This window comes from Microbispora sp. NPDC088329 (assembly GCF_040685655.1).
Lineage (GTDB): Bacteria > Actinomycetota > Actinomycetes > Streptosporangiales > Streptosporangiaceae > Microbispora.
This window is the reverse complement of record NZ_JBFBIP010000034.1, coordinates 1-22945: the sequence shown is the minus strand read 5'-3', so window position 1 is coordinate 22945 and position 22945 is coordinate 1. Positions and strand designations below refer to the sequence as shown.

At 72.0% G+C, this 22945-nt stretch carries 25 protein-coding genes; 15 read left to right on the top strand and 10 right to left on the bottom strand.

Going from position 1 to position 22945, the window contains the following annotated elements:
• Nucleotides 1-100: 100 nt before the first annotated feature.
• Nucleotides 101-625, top strand: a complete 525-nt coding sequence (locus AB0O28_RS37430) for a DUF6789 family protein (protein ID WP_363647336.1) — start codon at nucleotides 101-103, stop codon at nucleotides 623-625.
• An 18-nt stretch (nucleotides 626-643) separates the two neighbouring features.
• On the opposite strand, the gene AB0O28_RS37425 is transcribed toward AB0O28_RS37430, so the two are convergent.
• Complete coding sequence (locus AB0O28_RS37425) at nucleotides 644-1756, bottom strand: alpha/beta hydrolase (protein ID WP_363647335.1); 1113 nt, start codon at nucleotides 1754-1756, stop codon at nucleotides 644-646.
• Between the two features lie 110 nt (nucleotides 1757-1866).
• Between AB0O28_RS37425 and AB0O28_RS37420 the strand changes: the two genes are divergently transcribed.
• The 4 genes from AB0O28_RS37420 to AB0O28_RS37405 all read left to right on the top strand — a co-directional run bounded on the left by AB0O28_RS37420 (nucleotide 1867) and on the right by AB0O28_RS37405 (nucleotide 4914).
• Nucleotides 1867-2988 carry a histidine kinase gene (locus AB0O28_RS37420; RefSeq protein WP_363647334.1) on the top strand — a complete coding sequence of 374 codons (1122 nt, stop codon included), beginning with the start codon at nucleotides 1867-1869 and terminating at the stop codon, nucleotides 2986-2988.
• A complete protein-coding gene (locus AB0O28_RS37415) occupies nucleotides 2985-3632 on the top strand; it encodes a response regulator transcription factor (RefSeq protein ID WP_363647333.1) in 648 nt (215 codons plus the stop codon). The genes AB0O28_RS37420 and AB0O28_RS37415 overlap by 4 nt, the downstream gene beginning before the upstream one ends.
• A gap of 205 nt (nucleotides 3633-3837) precedes the next feature.
• Nucleotides 3838-4497: a DedA family protein gene (locus AB0O28_RS37410; protein ID WP_363647332.1), complete on the top strand. Its 660-nt coding sequence runs from the start codon at nucleotides 3838-3840 to the stop codon at nucleotides 4495-4497.
• Between the two features lie 18 nt (nucleotides 4498-4515).
• A complete protein-coding gene (locus tag AB0O28_RS37405) occupies nucleotides 4516-4914 on the top strand; it encodes a PPOX class F420-dependent oxidoreductase (RefSeq protein ID WP_363647331.1) in 399 nt (132 codons plus the stop codon).
• A gap of 106 nt (nucleotides 4915-5020) precedes the next feature.
• Here AB0O28_RS37405 and AB0O28_RS37400 read toward each other — a convergent pair whose 3' ends face one another.
• Both AB0O28_RS37400 and AB0O28_RS37395 read right to left on the bottom strand, forming a co-directional pair.
• Complete coding sequence (locus AB0O28_RS37400; RefSeq protein ID WP_363647330.1) at nucleotides 5021-5668, bottom strand: response regulator transcription factor; 648 nt, start codon at nucleotides 5666-5668, stop codon at nucleotides 5021-5023.
• Nucleotides 5656-6915: a sensor histidine kinase gene (locus AB0O28_RS37395; protein WP_363647329.1), complete on the bottom strand. Its 1260-nt coding sequence runs from the start codon at nucleotides 6913-6915 to the stop codon at nucleotides 5656-5658. Before AB0O28_RS37395 ends, AB0O28_RS37400 begins: the two co-directional genes overlap by 13 nt.
• Before the next feature lie 109 nt (nucleotides 6916-7024).
• On the opposite strand from AB0O28_RS37395, the gene AB0O28_RS37390 reads away from it, so the two are divergent.
• The 3 genes from AB0O28_RS37390 (at nucleotide 7025) to AB0O28_RS37380 (ending at nucleotide 11803) form a co-directional block, all read left to right on the top strand.
• A complete protein-coding gene (locus AB0O28_RS37390) occupies nucleotides 7025-7828 on the top strand; it encodes an ABC transporter ATP-binding protein (protein WP_363647328.1) in 804 nt (267 codons plus the stop codon).
• Entirely contained in the window at nucleotides 7822-10254 is a 2433-nt protein-coding gene (locus AB0O28_RS37385) for an ABC transporter permease (RefSeq protein WP_363647327.1), read from the top strand. Before AB0O28_RS37390 ends, AB0O28_RS37385 begins: the two co-directional genes overlap by 7 nt.
• Before the next feature lie 202 nt (nucleotides 10255-10456).
• Nucleotides 10457-11803 carry a HAMP domain-containing sensor histidine kinase gene (locus AB0O28_RS37380; protein WP_363647326.1) on the top strand — a complete coding sequence of 449 codons (1347 nt, stop codon included), beginning with the start codon at nucleotides 10457-10459 and terminating at the stop codon, nucleotides 11801-11803.
• Here AB0O28_RS37380 and egtD read toward each other — a convergent pair.
• The 5 genes from egtD to AB0O28_RS37355 form a co-directional block, all read right to left on the bottom strand.
• Nucleotides 11793-12758, bottom strand: a complete 966-nt coding sequence (gene egtD / locus AB0O28_RS37375; RefSeq protein ID WP_363647325.1) for an L-histidine N(alpha)-methyltransferase — start codon at nucleotides 12756-12758, stop codon at nucleotides 11793-11795. The two genes, AB0O28_RS37380 and egtD, sit on opposite strands and share 11 nt — an antisense overlap.
• 11 nt (nucleotides 12759-12769) lie before the next feature.
• The gene (gene egtC / locus AB0O28_RS37370) at nucleotides 12770-13471 is read right to left on the bottom strand and encodes an ergothioneine biosynthesis protein EgtC (protein ID WP_363647324.1); all 702 of its coding nucleotides are present in this window, start codon (nucleotides 13469-13471) and stop codon (nucleotides 12770-12772) included.
• A 3-nt stretch (nucleotides 13472-13474) separates the two neighbouring features.
• The gene (gene egtB / locus AB0O28_RS37365; protein WP_363647323.1) at nucleotides 13475-14779 is read right to left on the bottom strand and encodes an ergothioneine biosynthesis protein EgtB; all 1305 of its coding nucleotides are present in this window, start codon (nucleotides 14777-14779) and stop codon (nucleotides 13475-13477) included.
• Nucleotides 14776-15900: an ergothioneine biosynthesis glutamate--cysteine ligase EgtA gene (gene egtA / locus AB0O28_RS37360; RefSeq protein ID WP_363647322.1), complete on the bottom strand. Its 1125-nt coding sequence runs from the start codon at nucleotides 15898-15900 to the stop codon at nucleotides 14776-14778. The genes egtB and egtA overlap by 4 nt, the downstream gene beginning before the upstream one ends.
• Before the next feature lie 108 nt (nucleotides 15901-16008).
• The gene (locus AB0O28_RS37355; protein ID WP_363647321.1) at nucleotides 16009-16668 is read right to left on the bottom strand and encodes a hypothetical protein; all 660 of its coding nucleotides are present in this window, start codon (nucleotides 16666-16668) and stop codon (nucleotides 16009-16011) included.
• 296 nt (nucleotides 16669-16964) lie between these two features.
• Between AB0O28_RS37355 and AB0O28_RS37350 the strand changes: the two genes are divergently transcribed.
• A complete protein-coding gene (locus tag AB0O28_RS37350; RefSeq protein ID WP_363647320.1) occupies nucleotides 16965-17237 on the top strand; it encodes a hypothetical protein in 273 nt (90 codons plus the stop codon).
• A 333-nt stretch (nucleotides 17238-17570) separates the two neighbouring features.
• Here the strand turns inward: AB0O28_RS37350 and AB0O28_RS37345 are convergent, their stop codons facing one another.
• Nucleotides 17571-17744 carry a hypothetical protein gene (locus AB0O28_RS37345; protein WP_363647319.1) on the bottom strand — a complete coding sequence of 58 codons (174 nt, stop codon included), beginning with the start codon at nucleotides 17742-17744 and terminating at the stop codon, nucleotides 17571-17573.
• Nucleotides 17745-17986: 242 nt separating this feature from the next.
• Nucleotides 17987-18205 (bottom strand): hypothetical protein, encoded by a 219-nt coding sequence (locus AB0O28_RS37340; RefSeq protein ID WP_363647318.1) that lies wholly within the window; start codon nucleotides 18203-18205, stop codon nucleotides 17987-17989.
• 226 nt (nucleotides 18206-18431) lie between these two features.
• On the opposite strand from AB0O28_RS37340, the gene AB0O28_RS37335 reads away from it, so the two are divergent.
• The 6 genes from AB0O28_RS37335 (at nucleotide 18432) to AB0O28_RS37310 (ending at nucleotide 22841) form a co-directional block, all read left to right on the top strand.
• A complete protein-coding gene (locus AB0O28_RS37335) occupies nucleotides 18432-19274 on the top strand; it encodes a helix-turn-helix transcriptional regulator (protein WP_363647317.1) in 843 nt (280 codons plus the stop codon).
• Nucleotides 19267-19479 carry a DUF397 domain-containing protein gene (locus AB0O28_RS37330; RefSeq protein WP_363647316.1) on the top strand — a complete coding sequence of 71 codons (213 nt, stop codon included), beginning with the start codon at nucleotides 19267-19269 and terminating at the stop codon, nucleotides 19477-19479. The genes AB0O28_RS37335 and AB0O28_RS37330 overlap by 8 nt, the downstream gene beginning before the upstream one ends.
• A 119-nt stretch (nucleotides 19480-19598) precedes the next feature.
• Nucleotides 19599-20741: a sensor histidine kinase gene (locus AB0O28_RS37325; protein ID WP_363647315.1), complete on the top strand. Its 1143-nt coding sequence runs from the start codon at nucleotides 19599-19601 to the stop codon at nucleotides 20739-20741.
• An 8-nt stretch (nucleotides 20742-20749) separates the two neighbouring features.
• The gene (locus tag AB0O28_RS37320; protein WP_363647314.1) at nucleotides 20750-21424 is read left to right on the top strand and encodes a response regulator transcription factor; all 675 of its coding nucleotides are present in this window, start codon (nucleotides 20750-20752) and stop codon (nucleotides 21422-21424) included.
• Between the two features lie 19 nt (nucleotides 21425-21443).
• Nucleotides 21444-22412, top strand: a complete 969-nt coding sequence (dapD, locus tag AB0O28_RS37315; RefSeq protein ID WP_363647313.1) for a 2,3,4,5-tetrahydropyridine-2,6-dicarboxylate N-succinyltransferase — start codon at nucleotides 21444-21446, stop codon at nucleotides 22410-22412.
• A 252-nt stretch (nucleotides 22413-22664) separates the two neighbouring features.
• Nucleotides 22665-22841, top strand: a complete 177-nt coding sequence (locus tag AB0O28_RS37310) for a hypothetical protein (protein ID WP_169986612.1) — start codon at nucleotides 22665-22667, stop codon at nucleotides 22839-22841.
• Nucleotides 22842-22945: the final 104 nt, after the last annotated feature.

Here is a 22945-nt window from a genome sequence, read left to right as displayed (position 1 = left end):
CGTCGCCGCGTCCGTGCCGGCGAGCCGGGACCTTGATTGTTTACCGAGAACGGGGCACCGCGAGGGCAGGTGATCCGGTCCGGGTGGGAAAAGGCTCCTCATGATGCGCAACCTGGTGAACGGCGCCGTCGGCGGCGCGCTCGCGACGGCCGTGTACAGCGCGATGCTGATGGCGGCGGACAGGGCCGGCCTGCTGGAGGACCCGCCGCCGCGGCGGTTCGCGCGGCTGACCCTTTCCGGGCGGGACAAGCCCAGGAGGGGCGAGAACGTGCTGGGCACGATCGCGCACTTCGCGTTCGGCTCCTCCTGTGGCTCGGTGCTCGGCCTGTTGTCGGCCGGACAGCGGGTGCCCGTTCCGATCGGCACGGCTTACGGGTTGCTGGTGTGGTACTTCGGCTACCAGGGCATCGCGCCGAGTGTCGGCGCGTACCCGCCCGTCCCGAAGGACCGCCCCGGCCGCCAGGCCGCGCTGCTGGCGGGACACCTGCTGTGGGGCACCGCGCTCGCCTTCGCGCTCAACCGGCTGCGTACCGAGAAGGCGCCGATGACCGCCGAACTCGCGCCCCGCGTGCGCGAGCAGGTCCGGCGCGTCATGCCCACCCCCGAGCCGGCCTCCGCACGCTGATCCGGCCCGCTCGTCCGGCTACCAGAAGCCGACTTCGGGATACTTGGCCGACGGCCCGTCCAGGAGCGGCCGCCGTTCGCCCTTCAGGTGGGTGTCGAGAAAGGCGGTGACGTAGTCCCGGGTGATCCGCAGGGATCGCTCACCGTTCATCGGGGCGACCTGCATGCCGAGCTGCGGCCCGAGCACCGCGTAGTCGACGAAGCTCACGTGCTCGGCACCGGTGACGGTGAGCCAGCGCTTCCACATGCCGGTGACATGGGGCCAGAACAGGTCCCACGACTTCGGCTCCCCGCCGGCGACCGGCTGCTGCCGAGGGTTGCCGATCATCATGAACGGCTTGGTGATCGGCTTGGCGGGGGTCGTGGGGTTGTAGGAGCCGTCCAGGTTGACCGCGGCCGTGATCCGATCGCTCACGGCGAGCAGATGGGCCGCGCTCTGGCCGCCGACCGAGTGCCCGACCATCGCGATCCTGCGCTCGTCGATCAGCCGGTTCCAGCGCCTCGTCCGCTCCAGCCGGTCCAGCACGAAGGTCGTGTCCGCCGCCCGCACCCGGGCGACCTTCTCCCCCAGCTCCGTGGTCCGACCACCCGCGCCGGCCTCGAACGTGACGGTCCTGCCGCCGGGGAACGTGGTGGCGACCGACTCGTAGGTGTGCTCGATGCCCGCGACCACGTAGCCCCGGCTGGCGAACTCCTCGGCCAGCGAGGTCAGCGTGGCCCGTGGCATGGTCATGCCGGGCGACATGACCACCAGCGGCCATCCGCCTCTCTTCGCCAGCGCGGGCGCGTCGGCGCGGGCGTACGTCCTCGTCTTGGTGAGCGTGTCCGGCGGGAGGTCCTTCAGCTGGGGGAATCCCTTGAGGATCAGCGCCGACTCCTGCGGGGTGACGTACGGCGCGGTCGGGCCCTTCGCCTTCACGGCCGGATACCAGAGGGAGACCATCAGCTCTCGCGGCCTGCCGTCCACCCAGGGGTCGGGCCGGTGGGAGTCGACCAGGTGGACGTCGGACCGTCCGACCGCGTAGCGCCCGGTCGGAGCGGGCAGGGCGGGCTCGGGGGCGGCGGAGGCGGCGGGGGCGCCGCCGGTCAGCGGAGCCAGGGCGATCACGCCGGCGATCAGGAGATGTTTCATACCCGTCACCCTGCCGAGTGGCGCCGCCGTACCGTCCCCTGCGAAGGTCACGCGACGTGCGCGACTTTCGTAGGGGGTCGCCCCGCCGGACGCACCAATAGCCTCTGAGCGTGAACATCCTGGATCGGGCCCTGCCGTGGGCGCTCGGCGGCGCGGTGTTCCTGCTCTGCGCGGGCTCCGCGTACGGCTGGGCCGGCGTCGCGACGACGCTGCCCGCCCCTGTGGCCCTGGCGATCGCCGCGGCCGCGGCGGCGGCCGCCGTCGTCGCCCGGCGTTCGGTCTGGCCGGTGACCGTGATGGCGGCCGTCGCCTATGTCTGGCCGGCCATGTGGCCGCCGGCGGTCGTGGCCTCCTACTACGCGGGCCTGCACTTGGGGCGCCGCCGGGCCCTGTGGCTCTACGCGGCCGGCGCGTCCGCGGTGTGGGCGCTGGGCGGGGTGGTCTCCTCCCTGAGCGGCGGCCACCGGGCGCTGGCGATGGGCTCTTCGCCGAACGTGCTCATCCTGGGTGGTGCGCTGGTCGGGCTTCCTCTGGTGGCCGGCTTGTGGAGCCACGCCCGACGGCAGGTGCTCGTGGCCATGCGCGAGCGAGCCGAACAACTGGTGCGGGAACAGGTCCTGCGCGCGGATCAGGCACGCGCCCAGGAACGCGCTCGCATCGCGCGGGAGATGCACGACGTGGTCGCGCACCGGGTGTCGCTGATGGTCCTGCACGCCGGCGCGCTGGAGGTCGGCGCGCCGGACGAGCGTACGGCCCAGACGGCCGCTCTGATCGGCGACGTCGGCAGGGAGGCGCTGAGCAACCTGCGCGAGGTGCTCGGCGTCCTGCGCGCGCAGGACACCTCCCGCGACCCGCAGCCCACACTGGCCGACCTCGAACGGCTGCTCGCGCAGTCTCGCGCTCTCGGCCTCGTGGTCAACCGGCGTGACGAAGGTCAGGCCCGCCCGATAGGGCAGTCCGCGGAACGCACCGCCTATCGGGTGGTGCAGGAGGCGCTGGCCAACGTGCACAAGCACGCCGGCGGCGCCGAGACCGACGTGGCCGTCCGTTACCTGCCCACCGGTCTGGAGATCGTCATCCGCAACGCGCCGTCCGCCGCACGCGAGGAACTGCCGAAGTCCGGCTGGGGCCTGGTCGGCCTGCGCGAACGTGTCGAATTGCTCGGGGGCACCCTGGAGGCCGGCCCGTGCGACGGCGGTTTCCAGGTACGGGCGAGGATTCCCGCCGCATGATCCGCGTACTGATCATCGACGACGAGGCGCTGGTCAGGTCGGGGCTGCGGATGATCCTGGAGGCGGCGGGCGACGTGGTGGTCGTCGGCGAGGCACGCGACGGCGAGGAGGCGATCGGCGCGGCCGCCCGGCTCAGGCCCGAGGTCGTGCTCATGGACGTCCGGATGCCCGGCATGGACGGCCTGACCGCCACGGGACGGCTTCTGCGCGCCGCCGGCCCTCCGAAGGTGGTCATGGTGACCACCTTCGACCTGGACGAGTACGTCCACGAGGCGCTGCGTCTCGGCGCCGTGGGGTTCCTGCTCAAGGACACCCCGCCACGTGAACTGATCGCCGCGGTCCGCACGGTCGCCGAGGGCAACGCGATGCTCTCACCCTCCGTGCTCAAACGGCTCCTCGGCTCGTTCGCGCACAAGGCGCCCTCGCGTGCCGAGGTCGCGCGTCAGCGGCTCGCCCCGCTCACGGCCAGGGAGGAGGACGTGATCAAGGCGCTGGCGCGCGGCCTGTCGAACGCCGAGATCGGACGGGAGCTGAAGCTGTCGGAACCGACGGTGAAGGCGCATGTGAGCCGGCTGCTCGCCAAGCTGGGCCTGGCCAACAGGGTGCAGGCCGCGATTCTCGTCCACGACGCCGACCTCGCCTGACGCCGGCGCTTCCACATACGGAAGTAGGGGGTGACACCCGCCGATCGTCCGATGTGCCGTGACCTGCTGAGTGTCTAGCTTGATGGCGTGTCGGCCCTGACCCGTGTGAGGGATGTGCCCGCGTCCGATCCGGGATCTCCCGGATGTCCCCGACGCCCTTCGGTCGACATGGTGTACCCGTGCCCTAATGATCGGAGTCACACTGATGTCGCACGCCATCCTCGACCTGGTCCAGCAGGTGATGTCATCGCCCTGGTTATACGTGGCGCTGTTCGCCCTGGCGCTGCTCGACGGGTTCTTCCCGATCGTGCCGGCCGAGACCTCGGTGATCACCGCCGCGGTGTTCGCCGCATCGGGCGAGACCAACCTGGCCCTGGTCATCGTGGTCGCGGCTCTCGGCGCATGCGCGGGTGACCATATCTCCTACCTGATCGGCAGCAGGTCGGCGGGCAGGCTGCGGGAGAAGAAGCCGTTTGTCTGGGCGCGGAACGCGCTGGCCGAGCGGGGCGGTCTCGTCCTGGTCGTGGCCAGATACATCCCCGGTGGACGCACCGCGACCACGCTCACCATGGGCGCCGTACGGTATCCGCTGCGCTCGTTCACGTTCTTCGACGCGATCGCGGCGGGCTCGTGGGCGGTGTACTCCGGGCTGATCGGCTTCTTCGGCGGGATGGCGTTCGAAAACGACCCGATCAAGGGCCTGCTCCTCGGCCTCGGCATCGTGCTGTCGATCACCGTGGTCGTCGAGGTGGTGAGATGGCTCAGGAGACGACGCGCCGCCCGGCTCTCCCCGGAGAGTCTTCCCACCTCGTCCTCCGAGGGAGAATGTGATCTCGTGTCTGTCGCCGATCTGGGGCAGCGCTGACGAACCGAGGAGGAGCAGATGAGCAAGCTCGATGAGAACGCCGTAGCTCTGCTGAAGGAACCGGTCCACGCCTGGGTGACGACCATCCGGCCGGACGGATCGCTGCACAACACCGTGGTGTGGGTCGACGTCGACGGAGACGAAGTGATCTTCAACACCGCCGTGGGCCGGGCGAAGGAGCGGCACCTGCGCAACGACCCCCGGGTGTCGGTCAGCGTGCTCGACCCGCAGAACGCCTTCCGCTTCGTCAGCGTCTCGGGCACCGCCGAGCTGGAGCTCGAAGGCGCGGACGCGGTTATCGACGGCCTGGCGAAGAAGTACCTCGGGGTGGACGCCTACCCCTACCGGCAGCCGGGAGAGCAGCGCATCACCGTGCGCGTCGTTCCCGAGAAGGTCATCTCCAGCGCCGGCCGCTGACGGACGGGGCGTCCGCCGGGCGAGCGCGCGCAGAGCCGCCCGGCACACCTTCCCGCACGCCCCACCCGCGCCCGGGGCCACCGCACCTTCCGGCCCTCGAACCCGCTCACACGGCGCCGCGCAGGTAGGCGAGCACGGCGAGCACCCGGCGGTGGTCGTCGGCGTCCGGGGGCAGGTCGAGCTTGGCCAGGATGCTCGCGATGTGCTTGGCGACGGCCGCCTCGGAGACGAACAACGCGCGGGCGATCGCGGCGTTGGACCGGCCCTCCGCGACCAGGGCGAGCACCTCCCGCTCGCGCGGCGTGAGCCGGGTCAGCGGGTCACGGCGCCCGTGCAGCAGTTGCCTGACGACCTCGGCGTCGATCACCGTGCCGCCGCCCGCGACCGTCGTCACCGCGCCCGCGAACTGCGTGACGTCGCCGATGCGGTCCTTCAGCAGGTAGCCGACGCCCCCGGCGCCCGCCTGGTCGAGCAGTTCGGCCGCGTAGGTCTGCTCCACGTACTGACTGAGCACCAGCACCGCGAGGGACGGCCGCGCCGCGCGCAGCTCCAGCACGGCCCGCAGCCCCTCGTCGCTGAAGCCGGGCGGCATGCGCACGTCGGCGACGACGACGTCCGGATCCTGCTCGGCGACCGCCGCGATCAGCGCGGGCGCGTCGCCCACGGCGGCGGCGACGCTGTGCCCGAACCGTTCCAGCAGGCCGGCCAGACCCTCCCGGAGCAGCACCGAATCTTCGGCGATCACCACGCGCACGGGATCTCCGCCCTGACCGTTGTCGGGCCGCCGTGCGGGCTCTCGACGGTGAGCGTGCCGCCGACGGCCGCCACCCGGTCGGCGAGCCCGGTCAGGCCGGTTCCGCGTGCCGGGTCCGCTCCCCCGCGCCCGTCGTCGGCGATCTCCAGCGCCAACGTCCCGTGACGCGACCGGCCGCGCACCGCGCACGAGCCGGCCCCGCTGTGCTTGGCCACGTTCGCCAGCGCCTCGCACACGACGTAGTAGGCCGCCGCCTCCACCCGCTCGGGAAGCCGCCGGTCCAGCGCGATGTCCACCCGCGCGGGCACCGGCGACCTCCCGGCGACGTCGCGTACGGCGGCGGGCAGCCCGCGGTCGGCGAGCACCTGCGGGTGGACCCCGCGGATCAGCTCGCGCAGCTCCGCGAGCGCCTGCCCGGCCAGCTCGCGGGCCTCCTCCAGCCGCAGGGCCGCGGGCGAGCCCGGCGGAAGGTCGAGCCCGGCCAGGCCCAGCTTCATCGACAGGGCCACCAGCCGCTGCTGCGCGCCGTCGTGCAGGTCCCGCTCGATTCGGCGGCGCTCGGCCTCGAAGGCGTCCACCAGCCGCGCCCGGGACCGCGCGATCTCGCGCATCTCGGCCTCCTGCGGCACGAGCATCGCCCGGGCCATCGCCGCTCTGGCGCCCGCCCACGCGGTGATCGTGTACGCGGCGACGGGCACCAGCAGCAGCCCGGCCGCCGACGCGATGAAGGTCTCCCCCAGCGTGGCCTCGCCCTCGGGGGCGATCGGCTGCACGACCGGGGAGAGGATCAGCACCGCCGGTCCGCCGATCGCGGCCGCCGCCACCAGCAGGTCCACCCAGCCGAGCGCGACCAGCGCCACAAGAGCGTGCCCCGCCTCCCTCCATCCGAGCAGCCCCCACCGGCCGCGAGGCAGCCCGCGTACGGGCCGCCGGTCGGCGAGCAGCAGCCGCCGCCGCTCGAACCAGGCCACGGGCGTCAGCAGCGCGGCGGCCACCAGGGCGGCCGCCGCCACAGCGGCGACCGCACCCGTCGTGCCGCCCATCGCGCGCGCGGACGACAGCACGGTGGCGAACCCGAGACCGGGAACGGCTCCGGCCAGCAGGTACGCCAGAGAGCGCCAGGGCCAGGCGGAGGTCAGGAAACGCCCCGGCGGCCCGGCGAGCGCGTCCAGCGCGGCCCGGGGTGCGGAGGCTGTGGGGGCGGCGGGGGCGGGGAGTGCTACGGGAGCGGGGAGCGGGGCGGCCACGGCACCGACGTTAACCGCTGGGCGCGCCGGTGTCGGTAGTGCTGGGAATACCTCTGGATCTCGCCCCAGCGCCAATGCCTCGCGGGCCCGCCGCCGGTTGGCTCGGCACATGACACCAACCGACATGACACAGGCCGGCACGACACAGGCCGGCACGACACAGGCCGGCACGGCAAAGGCGACCGGGCAGGCGGTGCTGCTCGACGCGGTCCGCGTGGTGTACGGCACCGGGCCTGGCGCGGTGACCGCTCTCGACGGCGTGACCCTCGGCTTCGGCCAGGGGACCTTCACGGCCGTGATGGGGCCCTCGGGCTCCGGCAAGTCCACACTGCTGCACTGCGCCGCCGGGCTCGACCGGCCGACGTCCGGGACCGTGCTGATCGGCGGCACCGACCTCGGCCCGCTGAACGAGAAGGCGCTCACCCTGCTGCGGCGGGAACGCGTCGGCTTCGTCTTCCAGGAGTACAACCTGATCGACGCGCTCACCGCCGAGGAGAACGTGGCGCTGCCCCTGCGCCTGGCCGGCCGCCGCCCCGACCCGGCCGAGGTACGCGACGCCCTCGCCGAGGTCGGCCTGGCCCACCGGGCCGGTCACCGGCCCGCCGAGCTGTCCGGCGGCGAGCGTCAGCGGGTCGCGATCGCCCGCTCGCTCATCAGCAGGCCCGCCGTGCTCTTCGCCGACGAGCCGACCGGCGCGCTCGACAGCGTCGCGTCCCGCGCGGTCATGGAACTCCTGCGCGGACTCGTGGACACCCGCGGGCAGACCGTCGTCATGGTCACGCACGACCCCGCCGCCGCCGCGTACGCGGACCGGGTCGTGCTGCTGGCGGACGGCCGGCCCGCCGGGGAGCTGGGCCGGTCGACCGCCGCCGAGATCGCCTCCCGCATGGCCCTGCTGGAGGAGCGATGCTGAGCACCCTCCCACTGCTGCGTGCCCTGCTTCGGGGCCGGTGGACGGGGCTCGTGGGCAGTCTGGTCGCGCTGTGCCTCGGCACCGTGATCCTTTCGGCGACCGCGCTGCTGCTGACCTCCGCCGGCCCGCGCGTGCCCGAGCGGTACGCCGCCACGCCTCTCCTCGTCCGGAGCCCGGGGACGGCACCCGCGGGCGAGGGCCTTTTCGCCGAGAACCGGCCCTGGTCCCCCGAAACCGTCGACTCGCTGGTCGGCGCGCTGACATCCGTGCCCGGCGTCACGGCGGCCGTCCCCGACCGCGCCTTCTACGCCCAGGTCGTCGTCGGGGGCAGGCCGGCGGGCGCGCACGAGGCCCGGGGCTGGAGCACCGCGGCGCTGGCGCCGTACCGGCTGGTGGCGGGCCGGCCGCCGGTCCGCGCCGGAGAGGTGGTGCTCGGCCGGACGCTCGGGCTCGCGCCGGGCTCGCCCGTCATGCTGCTGACGGCGCGTGGGCCGGCGCCGTACAGGGTCACCGGCCTCACCGACGGCCCGGGCCCGTACGTGTCGGACGGCGAGGCCGCCCGGCTCGGGGGTGGCGTGCGGGTCATCGGGGTGCTCGTCGAACCGCGGGCGGATCTCGCCGGCGTCCGGGCCGCGGTGGGGCGTGCCGTACGCGGGGCCGGGCCCGGCGCAGGGGCCGGGCAGGTGCTCGCGGGGCCGGACCGGGCGGCGGCCGAACCCGCCGCGGACGCGCGGACCCGCTGGATCGGCATGCAGGTGCTGACCGCGATGGCGCTGCTCGGCGGCTTCGTGTCGGTGTTCCTGGTGGCGTCCACCTTCGCGTTCCGGGTCAACCAGCGGCGCCGGGAGTTCGGCCTGTTGCGGGCGGCCGGCGCGACCCCGCGCCAGGTCCGGCTGATCGTGTACGGCGAGGCGCTCGCCGTCGGCGCGGTCGCGGCCACGGCCGGGGCCCTGCTGGGCGTGGCCGTCGCGCCCGCCGTGGGCGGGGTGCTCGTCACGGCGGGCTTCGAGCCCAAGTCGTTCGGCGTGCGGTTCACCCCGCTGCCCGTGGCCGCAGCCGTGGCGGCCGGGATCGCGGCGGGCCTGCTCGGCGCGCTGGCCGCCTCGGGCCGCGCCGCCCGGGTCCGCCCGCTGGAGGCCCTGCGCGACCACGCGGCGGGCGGCACGCCGATGACCAGGGTGAGATGGATCGCGGGCGTCGTGTCGGTCGCGGGCGGTCTGGCCCTGGCGGTGGCGAGCGGTTCCGCCCGGGAGGACTCCCTGGTGAACGACGTCCTGCTCGCCGCGATGGCGCTGATCGCCGGGCTCACCCTGCTCGCGCCGGTCGTCCTGCCGCCGCTCGTCCGTGCCTTCGCGTGGTCGTTCTCCCGGCCGGCCGTGGGCATGCTGGCCGGGCGGAGCGCGATGACGGCCGTGCGGCGCACCGCCGCCACTGCGGCCCCGGTGCTGCTGGCGGTCGGCTTCACCGTGCTCGTCACCGGCATGGTGCGCACGACCGCCGCGGCGTACACCGTGGAGGGGGCGGCGGGCGGCGGCGCGGCGGCGGTGCTCGTGCCCGACGGCGCCCCCGGCCTGTCCGACGCGGCGCTCGCGGCGGCGGCCGGCTCGGCTCCGCTGCCCACCACCGTGTACGACAGCGTGCACGGCGGCAGGCCGCTCGCCGCGCTCGGCGACGGTCACCTGGCCGGGGACGAGATGACGGTCGCGGAGTGGGCCGCCCGGGACCACGGCTGGCGGAAGGGGGACGTCGTGCCCCTCGCCTTCGAGGACGGCAGGACGGTGCGCCTGCGGATCCGGGTGGTCCTGCGCGACGCGCCCGCCGAGGTGGTGATCGCCAGGGACACGGTCCGGGCGCACGACCCGTCGGCGCTGACCCCCGAGGCGTACGTGTCCCGGCCGGCCGGGATGGTCTTCCCGGGGGCGAAGACGGTGAGCGTCGCCGACCGCGCGGCCGGCGAACAGGCGGAGGAGGACCGGCTCGTCTGGCTGTTCACGCTTCTGCTGGTCGGGGTTTCGGCCGGCTACGCCGGTCTCGCCATCGTCAACACGCAGGTGATGGCGGCGTCGGCGCGGGTACGCGACGTCGCGGTCCTGCGCCTGACCGGCGCGACGCCACGGCAGGCGATCGCGGCGACCGCGGCGGAGGCGGCTCTCGTCGCCGGGACCGGTGCCGTGCTCGGCTTCGCGGTCGCCGTTCCCTCGCTGCTGGGGATGCGCGCCGGGCTGGCGCAGATGGCCGGTGACGCCGTTCCTCTGGTCATCCCCTGGCCGGCCGTGGCGGCCGTCGTCGCCGCCTGTCTCATCATCGCCACCACATCCAGCACTGTTTTCACATTGAGCCCATTTCTCTCAATGCGCTGCCGTAAAACGCGCACAAGGGAGAGTAAAAGATCCAGAAATTGGCCGCCTACCAGGGCAGATGCATGATCAGGCAAAGAAATGTTCAACCCTCCGCCTGCTTATCGCAAGGGTTGTGATCCAACCCGCCCAGGCGGCCCGGATCCCGGATTGCCCTTATTAACATTTTTTTCCTGAGCATTGCATAACGGACACGAAGGGAGGGGTCATGGTGGGCCGGCTCGTGCCTTCCTTTTTACGCCCGCGCTCGATCCAGGCGCGGACCGCCCTGATGAGCGCGGTCCTCTCCCTCGTCGTCCTCACGGTGTTCGGGTTCGGTCTGGACATCGCCGTCCGCAACCGCATCCACAGCCATCTCTTCATGGACACCCAGCGGGTGGCCACCGACTGGATCGCCTCGATGGGCCCCAACGGCATCCCGCAGCCACCGGCCGCGCACGAGGACCTGGTGCAGCTCGTCGACTCCCGCAACCGGGTGATCACCGCCAGCCGGGCTGCGAGCGGCCGGGCCCCGCTGACCTCCCCCTTCCCCACGGGCCAGGACCGCCTGCAATACCGGATCGAATGCCCGGACGAGGGCCGGTGCGTCGTGCTCACCGCCGTACGGGTCCTGCCGGTGCAGTCCCGGCTGTTCTGGGACGGCGAGCCGCACGCCGTGTACGCGGGGAGGACCGAGCCCGGCCTGCTGGCCTCGCGGCGGCTGGAACTGTTCATCGCGATCGGAGTGCTGCTGATGACCGCCGGATGGACCTGGGCGAGCTGGCGGGCCGCGGGCCGCACGCTGCGTCCGGTCAGGGAGATTCGCGAGAGGGTGACCGAGATCAGCGTGCGCGACCTGAGCCTGCGCGTTCCCCAGCCGCCAGGGCGCGACGAGATCGCCGAGCTCGCGCGGGCCTCCAACGGCTTCCTCGAACGCCTCGACACCTCGGTGCGCCAGCAGCGGCACTTCGCCTCGATGGTCTCCCACGAGCTGCGGACCCCGCTCGCCGGGTTGCGCACACAACTGGAAGAGGCCCTGCTCTACCGCGAGGACACCGATCCCTACGAGACGATCCGTACGGCGGTGCGCACCACCGAGCGGTGCCAGGCGATCATCGACGAGATGCTCACGGTCGCCCGGGTCCGCACGGCCGCGACGGCCGAACCCGAGCCGGTCGGCCTGGGGACGCTCGCGCGGGAGGAGGCCGCCGCCCGCACGGACGGCGTGCCCGTGCACGTCGAGGTCGAGGACGACGTGACCGTCCTCGGCAACCGGGTCCAGTTGTGCGGCGTGCTGACCAACCTGCTGGTCAACGCCCAGCGCCACGCGTACAGCAGGGTCGACGTCACGGTGGGGCGGGCCGGGGACGAGGCGGTCGTGACCGTGCTCGACGACGGCGACGGCATCGCGCCGGAGGACCGCGAGCGGGTCTTCGAGCCGTTCGTCCGGCTGAAGGACGGGCGCCGCCGCGACCCCAAGGGCACCGGACTCGGCCTCGCCCTGTGCCGCGTCACGGCGGACGCGCACCACGGAACGCTCAAGGTCGAGGACTCCCCGCGCGGCGCCCGCTTCGTCCTGCGCCTGCCGCTGCCCGCGGACATCTCACTCGTGGGCGGCGGGCAAATCCTCAGCCGCTGACGACGGTGGCCAGGGTCAGCGCGAAGTCTCCGGCGCTGTCGGTGTACCAACGGCAGACCGCGAACCCGGCCCGGGACAGCTCGTCGAGCACGCCCTGCCTGCGGAACTTCGCGCTGATCTCGGTGCGCATCTCCTCGCCCTCGGCGAAGGCGGCCGTGAGGCCGAGCGCCCTGATCGGGACCTCCATGGGCCGGGTCGCCCGCAGCCGCATCTCGATCCACTCGTTGTCCTCGTCCCACAGCGCGACGTGCTCGAACGCCTCCGGCTCGAAGCCGGCGCCGAGCTCCCGGTTGAGCACGTGCAGCACGTTGCGGTTGAAGGCGGCCGTCACGCCCTGCGCGTCGTCGTACGCCCTGACCAGGCGGGAGGGATCCTTCACCAGGTCGGCGCCGAGCAGCAGGGTGTCCCCGGGCCGCAGGGTGGCGCGCAGTTCCTTGAAGAACATCTCACGCGCGGCGGGCGGAAGGTTGCCGATCGTGCCCCCGAGGAATGCCACCAGCCGCCTGCCGTTCCTCGGCAGCAGCGCCAGGTGCTGCTCGAAGTCGGCGCGCACCGGGCGCACGTCCAGGCCCGGATACCGTACGGCGAGCCGCTCCGCCGCGGCGGCCAGCGTGACGGCGTCCACGTCGACCGGCGTGTAGGCCCGCAGCGTCCCGGCGTTGGCCAGCGCGTCGAGCAGGAGCACGGTCTTCTCGCTGGTGCCCGAGCCCAGCTCGACGAGCGTGTCGGCGCGGGTGAGGCCCGCCACGTCGACGGCGCGGCGGCGCAGGATCTCCAGCTCGCGCCGGGTCGGGTAATACTCGGTCAGCCGGGTGATCCGGGAGAACAGCTCGCTGCCCGCCTCGTCGTAGAACCACTTCGGGGGCAGCCGTTTGGGTGACGAGGTGAGCCCGGCGCGTACGTCGTCCTCGAGAGCCTGGCGCAGGTAGTCGCCGCCGAGATGGTCGGTAACCATGGTCGCCTCTTTCAGTCGATGGTTGTCACGGAAACGCCGTCGGGGGACGCGAGCAGCAGGCTGCGGTCGGGCACGGCCCGCCAGCCGGGCCGGTCGTCCAGCGGCTCGCTCGCGACCAGCACTCCCTCCTCCAGGTGCGTGAACAGGGTGTCGCCCCAGGCCACGGCGGCCACCTCCGTGCCGCCCGTGACCAGCAGGTTGAGCCGGGCCTGCGGGTCCCCCTCGGCGGCCGCGCGGACGACGGCCGGCAGGGTGTCGGTGAGCGGCACCCCGTCACGGAGCAGGGCGAACACCGCCGACGCGAGCCAGGCCGAGTCGCACATGCTCTCCGGATCGGCCGCGAGCGGGCGCAGCGCCTCGCGCCTGACCCGGCCGTTGTGGCTGAGCAGCCACCGGCCGTCGGCGAACGGCGCCGTGGCCGTCTCCTCGATCGGCATGCCGACCGTGGCCGACCTGACCGCGGCGATCAGGCACGACGACCGCGCCACCGCGGCGAGGCCGGGCATGTTGGCGTCCGCCCAGATCGGCACCGTACGGCGGTAGCGCACGGGCCTGGAGCCGTCGTACCAGCCGAAGCCGAACCCGTCGGCGTTCACGGTGCCGTACTTCTGCATGCGCGGCGCGTACGACTGGCGCAGCAGCCCGTGCTCCGGATCGTCGATGAGCGAGGCCGCCGGCCGCACCGGGCCCAGCCACGCCGCGTGACGGCACACGGCCTACTCCTCCGAGCGGGCGCAGCGGAACCCGGCGAAGATCTGCCGCCGGATCGGATAGTCCCAGTTGCGGAAGGTCGTGCGGACGGCGGAGGGATGGGTGGCCCACGACCCGCCACGCAGCACCCGGTAGGTCTCCCCGAAGAAGACCTTGCTGTACTCCTCATAGGGGAAGCACCGGTAGCCGGGATAGGGCTGGAACCAGGAGTCGGTCCACTCCCACACGTCCCCGATGAGCTGCTCGACGCCGTAGGGGCTCGCCCCGTCCGGGTACGCCCCCACGGGCGCGGGCCGGGCGGCCCGATGACCGAGGTTGGCCTGACCGGGGCTCGGATCCGCGTCGCCCCAGGGATATCCGCGGCCCCCGCACGCCTTCTCCCACTCGGCCTCGGTCGGCAGGCGCTTGCCCGCCCACCGGGCGTACGCGTCGGCCTCGTACCACGAGACGTGCTGCACCGGCTCGTCCGGCGGCACGGGCTCCTCCCGGCCGAAGCGGACCCGCCACCAGGTGTCGCCGTCGCGCGTCCAGAACAGCGGGGCCTCGACGCCGTTCCGCTCGGCCCACTCCCGGCCCTGCGGCAGCCACCAGCGCGGGTCGCGGTAGCCGCCGTCCTCGACGAACTCCATGTACGCCGCGTTCGTGACGGGATGGCGGTCGATCCAGTAGCCGGGCAGGTACAACCGGTGCGCCGGCCGCTCGTTGTCGTACGCCCAGGCCACGGTGTCGGTGCCCATCGTGAAGACGCCGGCGGGAATGTGGACCTCCGAGTCACCGGCGGGCCGGCCCTGCGGCAGCGCGCCGTCGCGGACCAGGCCGGGCCGCCGGGACAGTTGCAGCGTGGCGAGCATGGTCTCGTCGTGCTGGTGCTCGTGCTGCAGCACCAGCCCGAAGACGTAGCCCCCGGACCGCAGCGGATCGGGATCGGTCAGATCCGCCAGGTCGAGGACGTCGAGCACCCGCCCGCGTACGCCGGAGATGTACTTCCTGGCCTCGGCCGGGCCGAGCAGCGGCAACGAGGGCCTGTCCTTGCGCGGATACTTGAACGCGTCGTAGAGGTCGTCGATCTCCGGGCGCAGCGGCTCGATGCCGCCCACCTCGCGCAGCACCCACAGCTCCTCGTAGTTCCCCACGTGCGCGAGGTCCCACACCAGCGGCGACATCAGGGGCGAGTGCTGGCGCACGAGCACGTCGTCGTCGGCGTCGGTGTAGGTGAGCGACCGCGCGCGTACGGCCTCGAGTTCGGCCGCGATCCGCTCCTTCAGGCCGGTCGGGCCGGCGTTGCCCAGGACGGCGTCGAGATCGGTCACGCGAGCATCTCCTCCATCTGGTCGGCGGCCGGGGATCGGCCGGATTCGATGTGCCGGGAGGCGAACGCGCGAACCCGGGCCACCAGCCAGGGTTCGGCCCCGAGGCGGGGCAGTGCCTCGGCGGCGGCGCGGAAGCAGGCGGAGGCGGACCGGCGCAGGCCGGGGTCGGCGAGGCCGAGACGGGCGGCGTCCGCCCACCGGTGGGCGACAGGCCGGGCCGCCTCGACGGCGATCCCGGCGGCCCGGTCGTCGGTGACGAGCGCGTGCACGACGGCCGCGCACACGGGCCACTCGCCGGCCCCCTGCGCGTCGAGGTAGCGCACCTCAAGCCAGCCCCGGGGCCGTACGGGCGGGAAGAGCGTGGTGGCGTGGTAGGCGAGGTCGTCCTCGGCGGGGGGACGTCCGGCCACGCGGGCGAAGTCGCGGAACGCCGAGCCGTCGAGGACCGGCAGGAAGCGGCCGTCCTTCCGGATCAGCATGAGACGGGCGTCGAGGAGATAGCGCGCCCAGTCGTCCGCCGGGTCGCCGTTCTGCGCGACCGGCGCGGTCCTGCTCGGGTCGAGCCTGCCCCAGACGGCCTGGCGGCCGGAGGCCCACCCGTCGGCGGGCGAGTTGGCGAAGGCCGCAAGCAGCACCGGGCCGAGCACATGAGCGCGTTCCCAGCGGGCCCGGGGATCCTCGCCGAAGTCCAGGTTGACCTGGATCGAGGCGGTCGAGCACATCATCGCCTGCCCGTGCGGACGACCCAGGAAGGCGTCCATCGCCTCATATCTGGGCTCTCGTAACTGCCGCAGGGGCGGGCGCAGCACGTCCAGCCCGCGGCCGCCCAGCCGCAGCCCTGCCCGGGCGAGCGCGAGCCGTACGGCGTCGACGTCGGCGGTGAGCTTGGCGATGGCGGCGGGCAGGACGTCCGGCGGGGCGGACAGTTCGAGCTGCCCGCCCGGTTCGAACGTCACCCGGCTGCCCCCGGGGAGCACGGGGAGCGCTTCGGCGGTCCGGGCGATGGGGACGTGCAGCGCCGGGTCCTCCGCGTCGAAGACCAGGAACTCCAGCTCGACGCCCAGCCGGTCGGAGGTGACCCCGCGGAAGCAGTCCCGGGCGTACCCGTGCACGTCGGTCATTCGCCCCCCATCAGGCCGAGGTTTACGTGACTCGGTCGTGCCGAGTCAACTTTCCCCGCAATGTCCCCTTTCAACCTGAAACCCACTGAAACAGTGCGTTAACACAGGTCACGCGGAGGCGGAGGTCGCCCATTCCTCGTCGCGCATGCGGATCATCGAAACGCCGACGATGCCGAAGACCACCAGCAGGATGACCGGGCCACCGAGGCCCAGCACGAGGTTCCACGCGCTCGCGCCGAACAGCCAGACGAGGATGCCGACGAGCACGCCGGCCGGGAACCACCACCCGGCCCGCCCTCCCCACGCGTACGCGACGGCCACGAGCACGAGGCCCAGGAACGACCCGATCATGCCGGGCATCTGCCAGGCGACGATCATCGCGGGCTGCGCCGCGTCCTGCATGAGCTTCTCCGCCTGGTCCACCGGCAGCATCCGGAACGCCACGATGTCGAAGAAGTCCGAGATCATCAGCGCCGAGAAGTTGATGAGGCCGAGGACCGCGATCACGCCCGCGATGTTGGCGAGCACCACGCCCTTCCTGCGTACGAGGTGGACGAGGCCGATGACGCCGGGCACCCACAGGATCCACGCGTAGTGGAGGAGCGTCGCGCTGACGCCCACGGCGCCCGGGTTGTGCGCGTACGCCAGGGGGTCGTCGACCCCGGGCTCGGACGGGTCGGCGGCCATGCCGAGGAGCAGGCACAGCGGGGCGAGGATGAGGCTCGTGCCCGCCGCGACGCGGCGGAAGGAGTTCGCGTTGGTAAGCATGCGGAGGACCGTACGAAGCGGTCCCCCACCCCGTCGTCAAGGCGTCCCTTGACCTCCCGTCCCCCGCGAGGCTGATTCCTGGGCCGCCGGCGTCCCCCGTTGCAGCGTCGTTTCAGCCATGCGCAGCACCTTCGCCAGGTCGGTTACGTGGAGCGAGTGCGGTCGTCGTGCTCGGCCTCCCGGGCAATGGATTCCACGGAGCTGAGATTGGGTCAAGCTTTCGCATGGCCCGCCGCCACGATTGCGGACCTCACCCATCTGCTGTGCGTCTGTCCACAGCAGCAGGACTACTAAAAGTGACGATCCCCACTGTCCGCTCGTGGATAGGCCACGGCGTACTCGAGGAAGTCCCAGGCGGCGGAGTCGCGCGCGTCTCTGCTACCTCACTTGCCCGGGTTCTCGTGGTGCTCCGCGAGATTGGCGAGGACGAACCCGGTCGCAGGCTTACCAGAGTGATCGATACACTCCGTGACCGGGACCTGCTGCAACGGGCGCAGGACGTGATGGCCGAAACCGGCGACTTCGTGGAGTACGGCGAAGATGATCTGGAGGAGCTCCTCCGATCATGAGCCGACGCGCCCGCCCTACCGGCGAATCCCCCGGCGCAGCCCGCTTCCGTATCATGCCTTCAATCTGCCGGACCGGTCCGGCCATGGCGCGGGCCGTACCCAGTCCAAACCTGCCTGCTGCAACGACAAGAATGATCCGCCCCTCGCCGAGGATGTCGAGCTCATGGCGGCGATCGACCAGATCGTTCGGAACCGCCGATAGGGTTGCCGGCCAATCGTGGGGGCGGTCTCCCTCAGCGGGGAAGGCGTCTACGGAAGACCGCCCAGGCCCTGCCGGTCGCCGGCCGGCAACGACCGGCAGGCTTGAGAGGAGATGTTCGTTGCGTACGAGGATCAGATGGGAGACGTCGGCTGAATTTCCATCACGCCGAGAGCGGCCAGGCCGACGAGATGCGTTCCGACGCTCCGCGCCTCGCTGATCGTCAGCTCTACGAAGGAGCGATCCTCGATGCTCAGGTGGACGCGGGGGTCGGCGTCACCTGGCCCGAGGCTGAGATCGATCCACATCCGCTGCGGCTGCCCGGCCAGGGGAATCGCGCTCAGCTCGATGGACTACAGCCAGGCGTTGTGGATGCGCTCACCGGGAGACTCGTCGATGTGGGCCTCCATGCACCAGGGCGGACACGACCGACGCGGACGCTCGACCAGCGCACGGCCCGGCCTGAAAGGCATGCCCCATGTGGACCCGCCGCCTTGTCCGTTTCGCTCGCCGAGGCCGACTCCGGCGAACGTCTTGATGTGGTTCCCGATCACTGGGGCACCGCCACTTCGGCCAGGCTCTCCTGTTCGGCGATGGCCTGACACAGTTCGCGCAGGTTGTCGCCGTCGACGGTGCGGTATGCGCCCGCCTGCTCGGCCTCGGACGGGAACGGCCGCTCACGGCTCGCCCAGAAGCGTCCGGCATCGCTCCTCATGATCCGCCACCCGGCGAACTCCGTGCCGGGCGCAGTGGCCCTATCTTGGGTCATGGTCAGGAACTCCACTTCCTGATCGGGACCCGCCCGGTCGTATGCAGCGGCGGGCGGGTCCACCTCTGGCTGATGAAGCTGAGCCGCCGCCCGTACAGCCCCTTCTCTCCGTCATGATCAAGTAACAGTGTGTAGCGGCTCTGCAGGTTCATCGTCGCGTGTACTGTGCACGTTGGCAAGCGCTGTACACGTAGAAGTTTTACCGGCTTCCCATCACACTGAGCCCATGCCCATGAAGAGCCCCACCGTCCGGCATCGCCGCCTGGGTCGTGAGCTGCGACGACTACGTGAAAATTCGGGTCTCACACCAGATGCGGCAGCGAAGCAGCTCGGCTGGAGCCGTCCGAAGGTCAACCGGATCGAGAACGCGCGGACCAGTCCGAGCGTGACCGATGTCGCTGACGCCTGCGACCTGTACGGGGCCGACTCCGCGACCAAGGCGGGGCTGATCCAGCTCTGCCGAGATGCCAGCCAGCGCGGCTGGTGGACGGCCTACAGCGACGTCTTCTCCGGGTCCTACGTTGTCTTGGAAGCCGAAGCGGCGGCGATTCGCACCTGGGAGCCGGTCTTGATCCCGGGCCTGCTTCAGACCGAGGAGTATGCCCGCGCGCTCATGGGTCCGACCCGCCCCGCCCCAGACGATGTAGAGCTGAAACGCCGAGTCGACGCCCGGATGGCGCGTAAGATCACGCTACTTGGGTCGAGTGCGCCATCACTGCACGCGTTGATAGACGAGGGTGCCCTGCGCCGCCCGGTCGCGTCGGCAGGTGTGATGAGGCGGCAACTGGAGAGCCTGATCGACGTTGGTGACAGACCCAACGTGACGGTCCAAGTCGTGCCGCTAACGGCCGGTTTGCACGTTGGGCTCGATGGTGCCTTCTCCGTCCTATCCTTTGGCGAGGGCGACCCCGACGTGGGCTACACCGGTTGCCCCGGAGGTGACGTGTATGTAGAAGCCGCCGACCAGGTAAGGGGGCTTACGCTGACATTCGAGCACCTCGCCGAGATGGCCCTGCCCCCTGATGAGTCCGCGGCGCTCATCGCCGCAGCGAGGAGAGATCATGATTGACTTCCCCAACCTGTCCGGCGCCCAGTTCCGCAAGTCCAGCTACTCCGGCGCCACTAACGACAACTGTGTCGAGGTGGCGACGAACGTGCCGGGGCTGGTGGCCGTGCGGGACAGCAAGGATCGTTCGGGCCCGGTCCTGGCCTTCACCCCGAGCGAATGGAGCGCCTTCATCGCAGGCGTGAAGAACGGCGAGTTCGACGACTGATCGCGCAGGCACCCCGGGACCCGTCGCCCTCGGCGACCGGGCCGCACCGGGAGTGGTGTGCCCCTTTTGTCACATAATGGGCGTCAATAACTGACCGGATGGCGGCTACTGTCTGCGTCATGCTCCACCGCCGTTCCCCCACTCTCGTCGACTGGCTCGTCGCGGTGGCCGTGGGCCTGTTCGCGATCGCCGAGGAGATCGGCGGGCGCTCGATGGCTCCGTCCCGCGAACACCTTCCCCTCTGGATCGCCGCCGGGGTCGTCACCGCCGTCGGGGTGCTGTTCCGGCGACACGCCCCCTTCGCGATCCTGTGCGTCTACTCCGCCCTCAACGTCCTGCTGTTCGTCCTGGCCCCCCAGATGGCGGCGGCCTGGCAGTTCTACACCGAGCTCGTGCTGCTGTTCACCCTGCTGTCGGAGGTACGGCCGGGCAGTGTGAAGGCCGTTACCGGCATGGTCGCGAGCGGTGCGTACGTCGTCTCCATGCTGGCGGCCTCGTCTCCGCCGGCCGGGTGGGGCGACATCGCCGTGGCGGTGGTGATGTCCGCGATCGCGGCCGGAGCCGGCCTGGCCGTACGGCGGCACCGCGTGATCGCCGCGCAGGCCGCCGAACGCGGCGAACTGCTGGCCCGCGAGGCGGTGTCGGAGGAGCGCGCCCGCATCGCCCGCGAGCTGCACGACATCGTCGCCCACAGCGTCAGCGTGATGACCATGCAGACCGGCGGCGTACGGCTCATGCTGCGCGAGGACCAGGAGCGCGAGCGGCAGGTGCTCGCCTCGATCGAGGAGACGGGCCGCGGCGCCGTGGACGAGCTGCGCCGGATGCTCGGCCTGCTGCGCGGCCCGAGCGCCGACTCGGGCCCGCAGGCCGGCCTCGACCGGCTGGACGACCTGCTCGACCAGGTCCGCGCGGCGGGGCTCGACGTGGCGCTGGAGGTGCGCGGGGATCCGGTGCCGCTGCCCGCGGGGCTCGACCTGTCGGCCTACCGCATCGTGCAGGAGGCGCTGACCAACGCGCTCAAGCACGCCGGCCCGACGCGGGCGACGGTCACCGTGGAGCACCGCCCCGGGGAGCTCCACCTGGAGATCGTCGACCTGGGCCCCCACGAGAGCCGGGCGCGGGTACGGGCACGCGGCGCCGGACAGGAAGGCGGGCACGGACTGATCGGCATGCGGGAGCGGGCCGCGCTGTTCCACGGCACGCTCACCGCGGGACCGCTCGCCTCGGGCGGGTTCGGCGTCCGGGCGGTGCTCCCCCTGTGACAGATACCGTGACAGACGCCGTGAACGCGATCGGCATCCTGATCGCCGACGACCAGGCGATGATCCGGGCCGGGCTGCGGCTGGTGATCGGCACCCAGCCCGATCTCGACGTGCTGGGCGAGGCGTCCGACGGCGAGCGCGCCGTGGAGCTGGCCCGGAGCCTGCGGCCCGACGTCGTGCTGCTCGACATCGCGATGCCGCGGCTCGACGGCCTGGAGGCGGCCCGGCGGATCCTGTCCGCGCCCGCACCGCCGCGCGTGATCATGCTGACGACCTACGACACCGACGAGAACCTCGACCACGCCCTGCGCACCGGGGTCAGCGGCTTCCTGCTCAAGGTCTCGCCGCCCGAGCACCTGTTCGCCGCGATCCGCAGCGCCGCCCGTGGCGAAGTGCTGCTCGACCCCGCCGTGACGGGCCGGGTCGTCGACGCCTACCGCCGTACGCAGCCCGCCGCGCCGCCGCCCGGCACCGGACTCACCGCGCGGGAGGAGCAGGTGCTGCGCCTGGTGGCGCGGGGGCTGTCGAACGGCGAGATCGCGCACACGCTGTCGATCAGTGAGGCGACGGTGAGCACGCACATGAACCGCCTGCTGGCCAAGCTCGGCCTACGCGACCGCGCCCAGGCCGTCCGATACGCCTACGAGTCGGGCGTGATCCGCCCCGGGGAGCCCTCGTCCTGAGCCGGTACCGTAGGTGCACATGACAGCTATCGACTCCACCACCTCGGGTGCGTACGGGATCGGCCTCGCCACGATCGCCGCGGACGGCACCGTGCTGGACACCTGGTTCCCCTTCCCCGCACTGGGCGAGCCCCCGGCCGTGGGCACCGAGCCGATCGCGGGTGAGGACCTCGGCGAGGGCATGGCGGAGCTGGTCGGCCCCGACCCCGCCAGGGGCGTCGAGGTCGTGGCCGTGCGCACCGGCATCGCAGACCTGTCGGCCCCGCCGGCTGACGCGCACGACGTGTATCTGCGCCTGCACCTGCTGTCCCACCGCCTGGTCCGGCCGCGTACGGTCAACCTCGACGGGATCTTCGGGCTGCTGTCCAACGTGGTGTGGACCAGCCACGGCCCGTGCAAGGTGGAGGGCTTCGAAGAGGTGCGGCTGCGCCTGCGGGCCCGTGGCCCGGTGACCGTCTACGGCGTGGACAAGTTCCCGCGCATGGTCGACTACGTGCTGCCTTCCGGTGTGCGGGTCGCCGACGCCGACCGCGTACGGCTCGGCGCCCACCTGGCGAGCGGCACCACGGTCATGCACGAGGGCTTCATCAACTACAACGCCGGCACGCTCGGCGCCTCGATGGTGGAGGGCCGCATCTCCGCGGGGGTCGTCGTGGGCGACGGGTCCGACGTGGGCGGCGGCGCCTCGATCATGGGCACGCTGTCCGGCGGCGGCAAGGAGGTCATCTCGATCGGCGAGCGGTGCCTGCTCGGAGCCAACTCCGGCGTCGGCATCTCGCTCGGCGACGACTGCGTGGTGGAGGCCGGGCTGTACGTCACGGCGGGCACCAAGGTCACGCTGCCGGACGGAACGGTCGTGAAGGCGAAGGAGCTGTCGGGCAAGTCGGGTCTTCTGCTGCGCCGCAACTCGACGACCGGGGCGGTCGAGGCGGTGTCCCGCGACAGCAGGGGCATCGAGCTCAACGCGGCGCTGCACTCCAACGACTAGTGCCGTGACCGACAAGGTTTGCCCGGAAGGAGCGGTGTCCAGAGTGGTGCATCGCAAGGCGGAGGAGGAGGTCGTAGCGGAGCCTACGGCCGACGACGACAACGCAGCGAGGTGCCGCTCTGGGCGACGCGACGGGGCAAAGATCGGCGGGAGGGGCACTGGAGACGCCAGACCCTGAGATGACCCTGAGTCTGCCCTGAACTTGGCCTTCGGCCCTGTGAACGGCGGGAGGGCGGCCCGTACGGTGAAGGTATGGGACGCATTCTCCTCATCGCCGCAGCCGTCATCGTCGGGTTCTTCCTTCTCGGTTCCGTCATCGGGCTCATCTTCGGCGCGCTGAAGTGGGTTCTGATCATCGGCGCGATCGCACTGATCGTGTCGGTCGTGCTCAAGCTCACGCGGAGCAGCAGGTCGGGTCACTACACCTGACCGGCCTGTGCACACGAAGGGGACGAAAAGGGGCGGGATGCATCCTCTTCTATCCCGAGGGCACCATCACCCGCGATCCCGACCAGTGGCCCATGGTGGGCAAG

Excerpts from the sequence above, each read along its gene's own strand:
- AB0O28_RS37330 (WP_363647316.1), top strand. The coding sequence starts at position 19,267 with ATGATTGACTTCCCCAACCTGTCCGGCGCCCAGTTCCGCAAGTCCAGC.
- AB0O28_RS37430 (WP_363647336.1), top strand. The coding sequence starts at position 101 with ATGATGCGCAACCTGGTGAACGGCGCCGTCGGCGGCGCGCTCGCGACG.
- egtD (WP_363647325.1), bottom strand. The coding sequence starts at position 12,758 with ATGGTTACCGACCATCTCGGCGGCGACTACCTGCGCCAGGCTCTCGAG.
- AB0O28_RS37385 (WP_363647327.1), top strand. The coding sequence starts at position 7,822 with ATGCTGAGCACCCTCCCACTGCTGCGTGCCCTGCTTCGGGGCCGGTGG.
- AB0O28_RS37310 (WP_169986612.1), top strand. The coding sequence starts at position 22,665 with ATGGGACGCATTCTCCTCATCGCCGCAGCCGTCATCGTCGGGTTCTTC.
- AB0O28_RS37325 (WP_363647315.1), top strand. The coding sequence starts at position 19,599 with ATGCTCCACCGCCGTTCCCCCACTCTCGTCGACTGGCTCGTCGCGGTG.
- AB0O28_RS37415 (WP_363647333.1), top strand. The coding sequence starts at position 2,985 with ATGATCCGCGTACTGATCATCGACGACGAGGCGCTGGTCAGGTCGGGG.
- AB0O28_RS37405 (WP_363647331.1), top strand. The coding sequence starts at position 4,516 with ATGAGCAAGCTCGATGAGAACGCCGTAGCTCTGCTGAAGGAACCGGTC.
- AB0O28_RS37390 (WP_363647328.1), top strand. The coding sequence starts at position 7,025 with ATGACACCAACCGACATGACACAGGCCGGCACGACACAGGCCGGCACG.
- AB0O28_RS37335 (WP_363647317.1), top strand. The coding sequence starts at position 18,432 with ATGCCCATGAAGAGCCCCACCGTCCGGCATCGCCGCCTGGGTCGTGAG.
- egtA (WP_363647322.1), bottom strand. The coding sequence starts at position 15,900 with ATGACCGACGTGCACGGGTACGCCCGGGACTGCTTCCGCGGGGTCACC.
- AB0O28_RS37355 (WP_363647321.1), bottom strand. The coding sequence starts at position 16,668 with ATGCTTACCAACGCGAACTCCTTCCGCCGCGTCGCGGCGGGCACGAGC.
- AB0O28_RS37425 (WP_363647335.1), bottom strand. The coding sequence starts at position 1,756 with ATGAAACATCTCCTGATCGCCGGCGTGATCGCCCTGGCTCCGCTGACC.
- AB0O28_RS37380 (WP_363647326.1), top strand. The coding sequence starts at position 10,457 with ATGAGCGCGGTCCTCTCCCTCGTCGTCCTCACGGTGTTCGGGTTCGGT.
- AB0O28_RS37410 (WP_363647332.1), top strand. The coding sequence starts at position 3,838 with ATGTCGCACGCCATCCTCGACCTGGTCCAGCAGGTGATGTCATCGCCC.
- AB0O28_RS37340 (WP_363647318.1), bottom strand. The coding sequence starts at position 18,205 with ATGACCCAAGATAGGGCCACTGCGCCCGGCACGGAGTTCGCCGGGTGG.
- dapD (WP_363647313.1), top strand. The coding sequence starts at position 21,444 with ATGACAGCTATCGACTCCACCACCTCGGGTGCGTACGGGATCGGCCTC.
- AB0O28_RS37345 (WP_363647319.1), bottom strand. The coding sequence starts at position 17,744 with ATGTGGATCGATCTCAGCCTCGGGCCAGGTGACGCCGACCCCCGCGTC.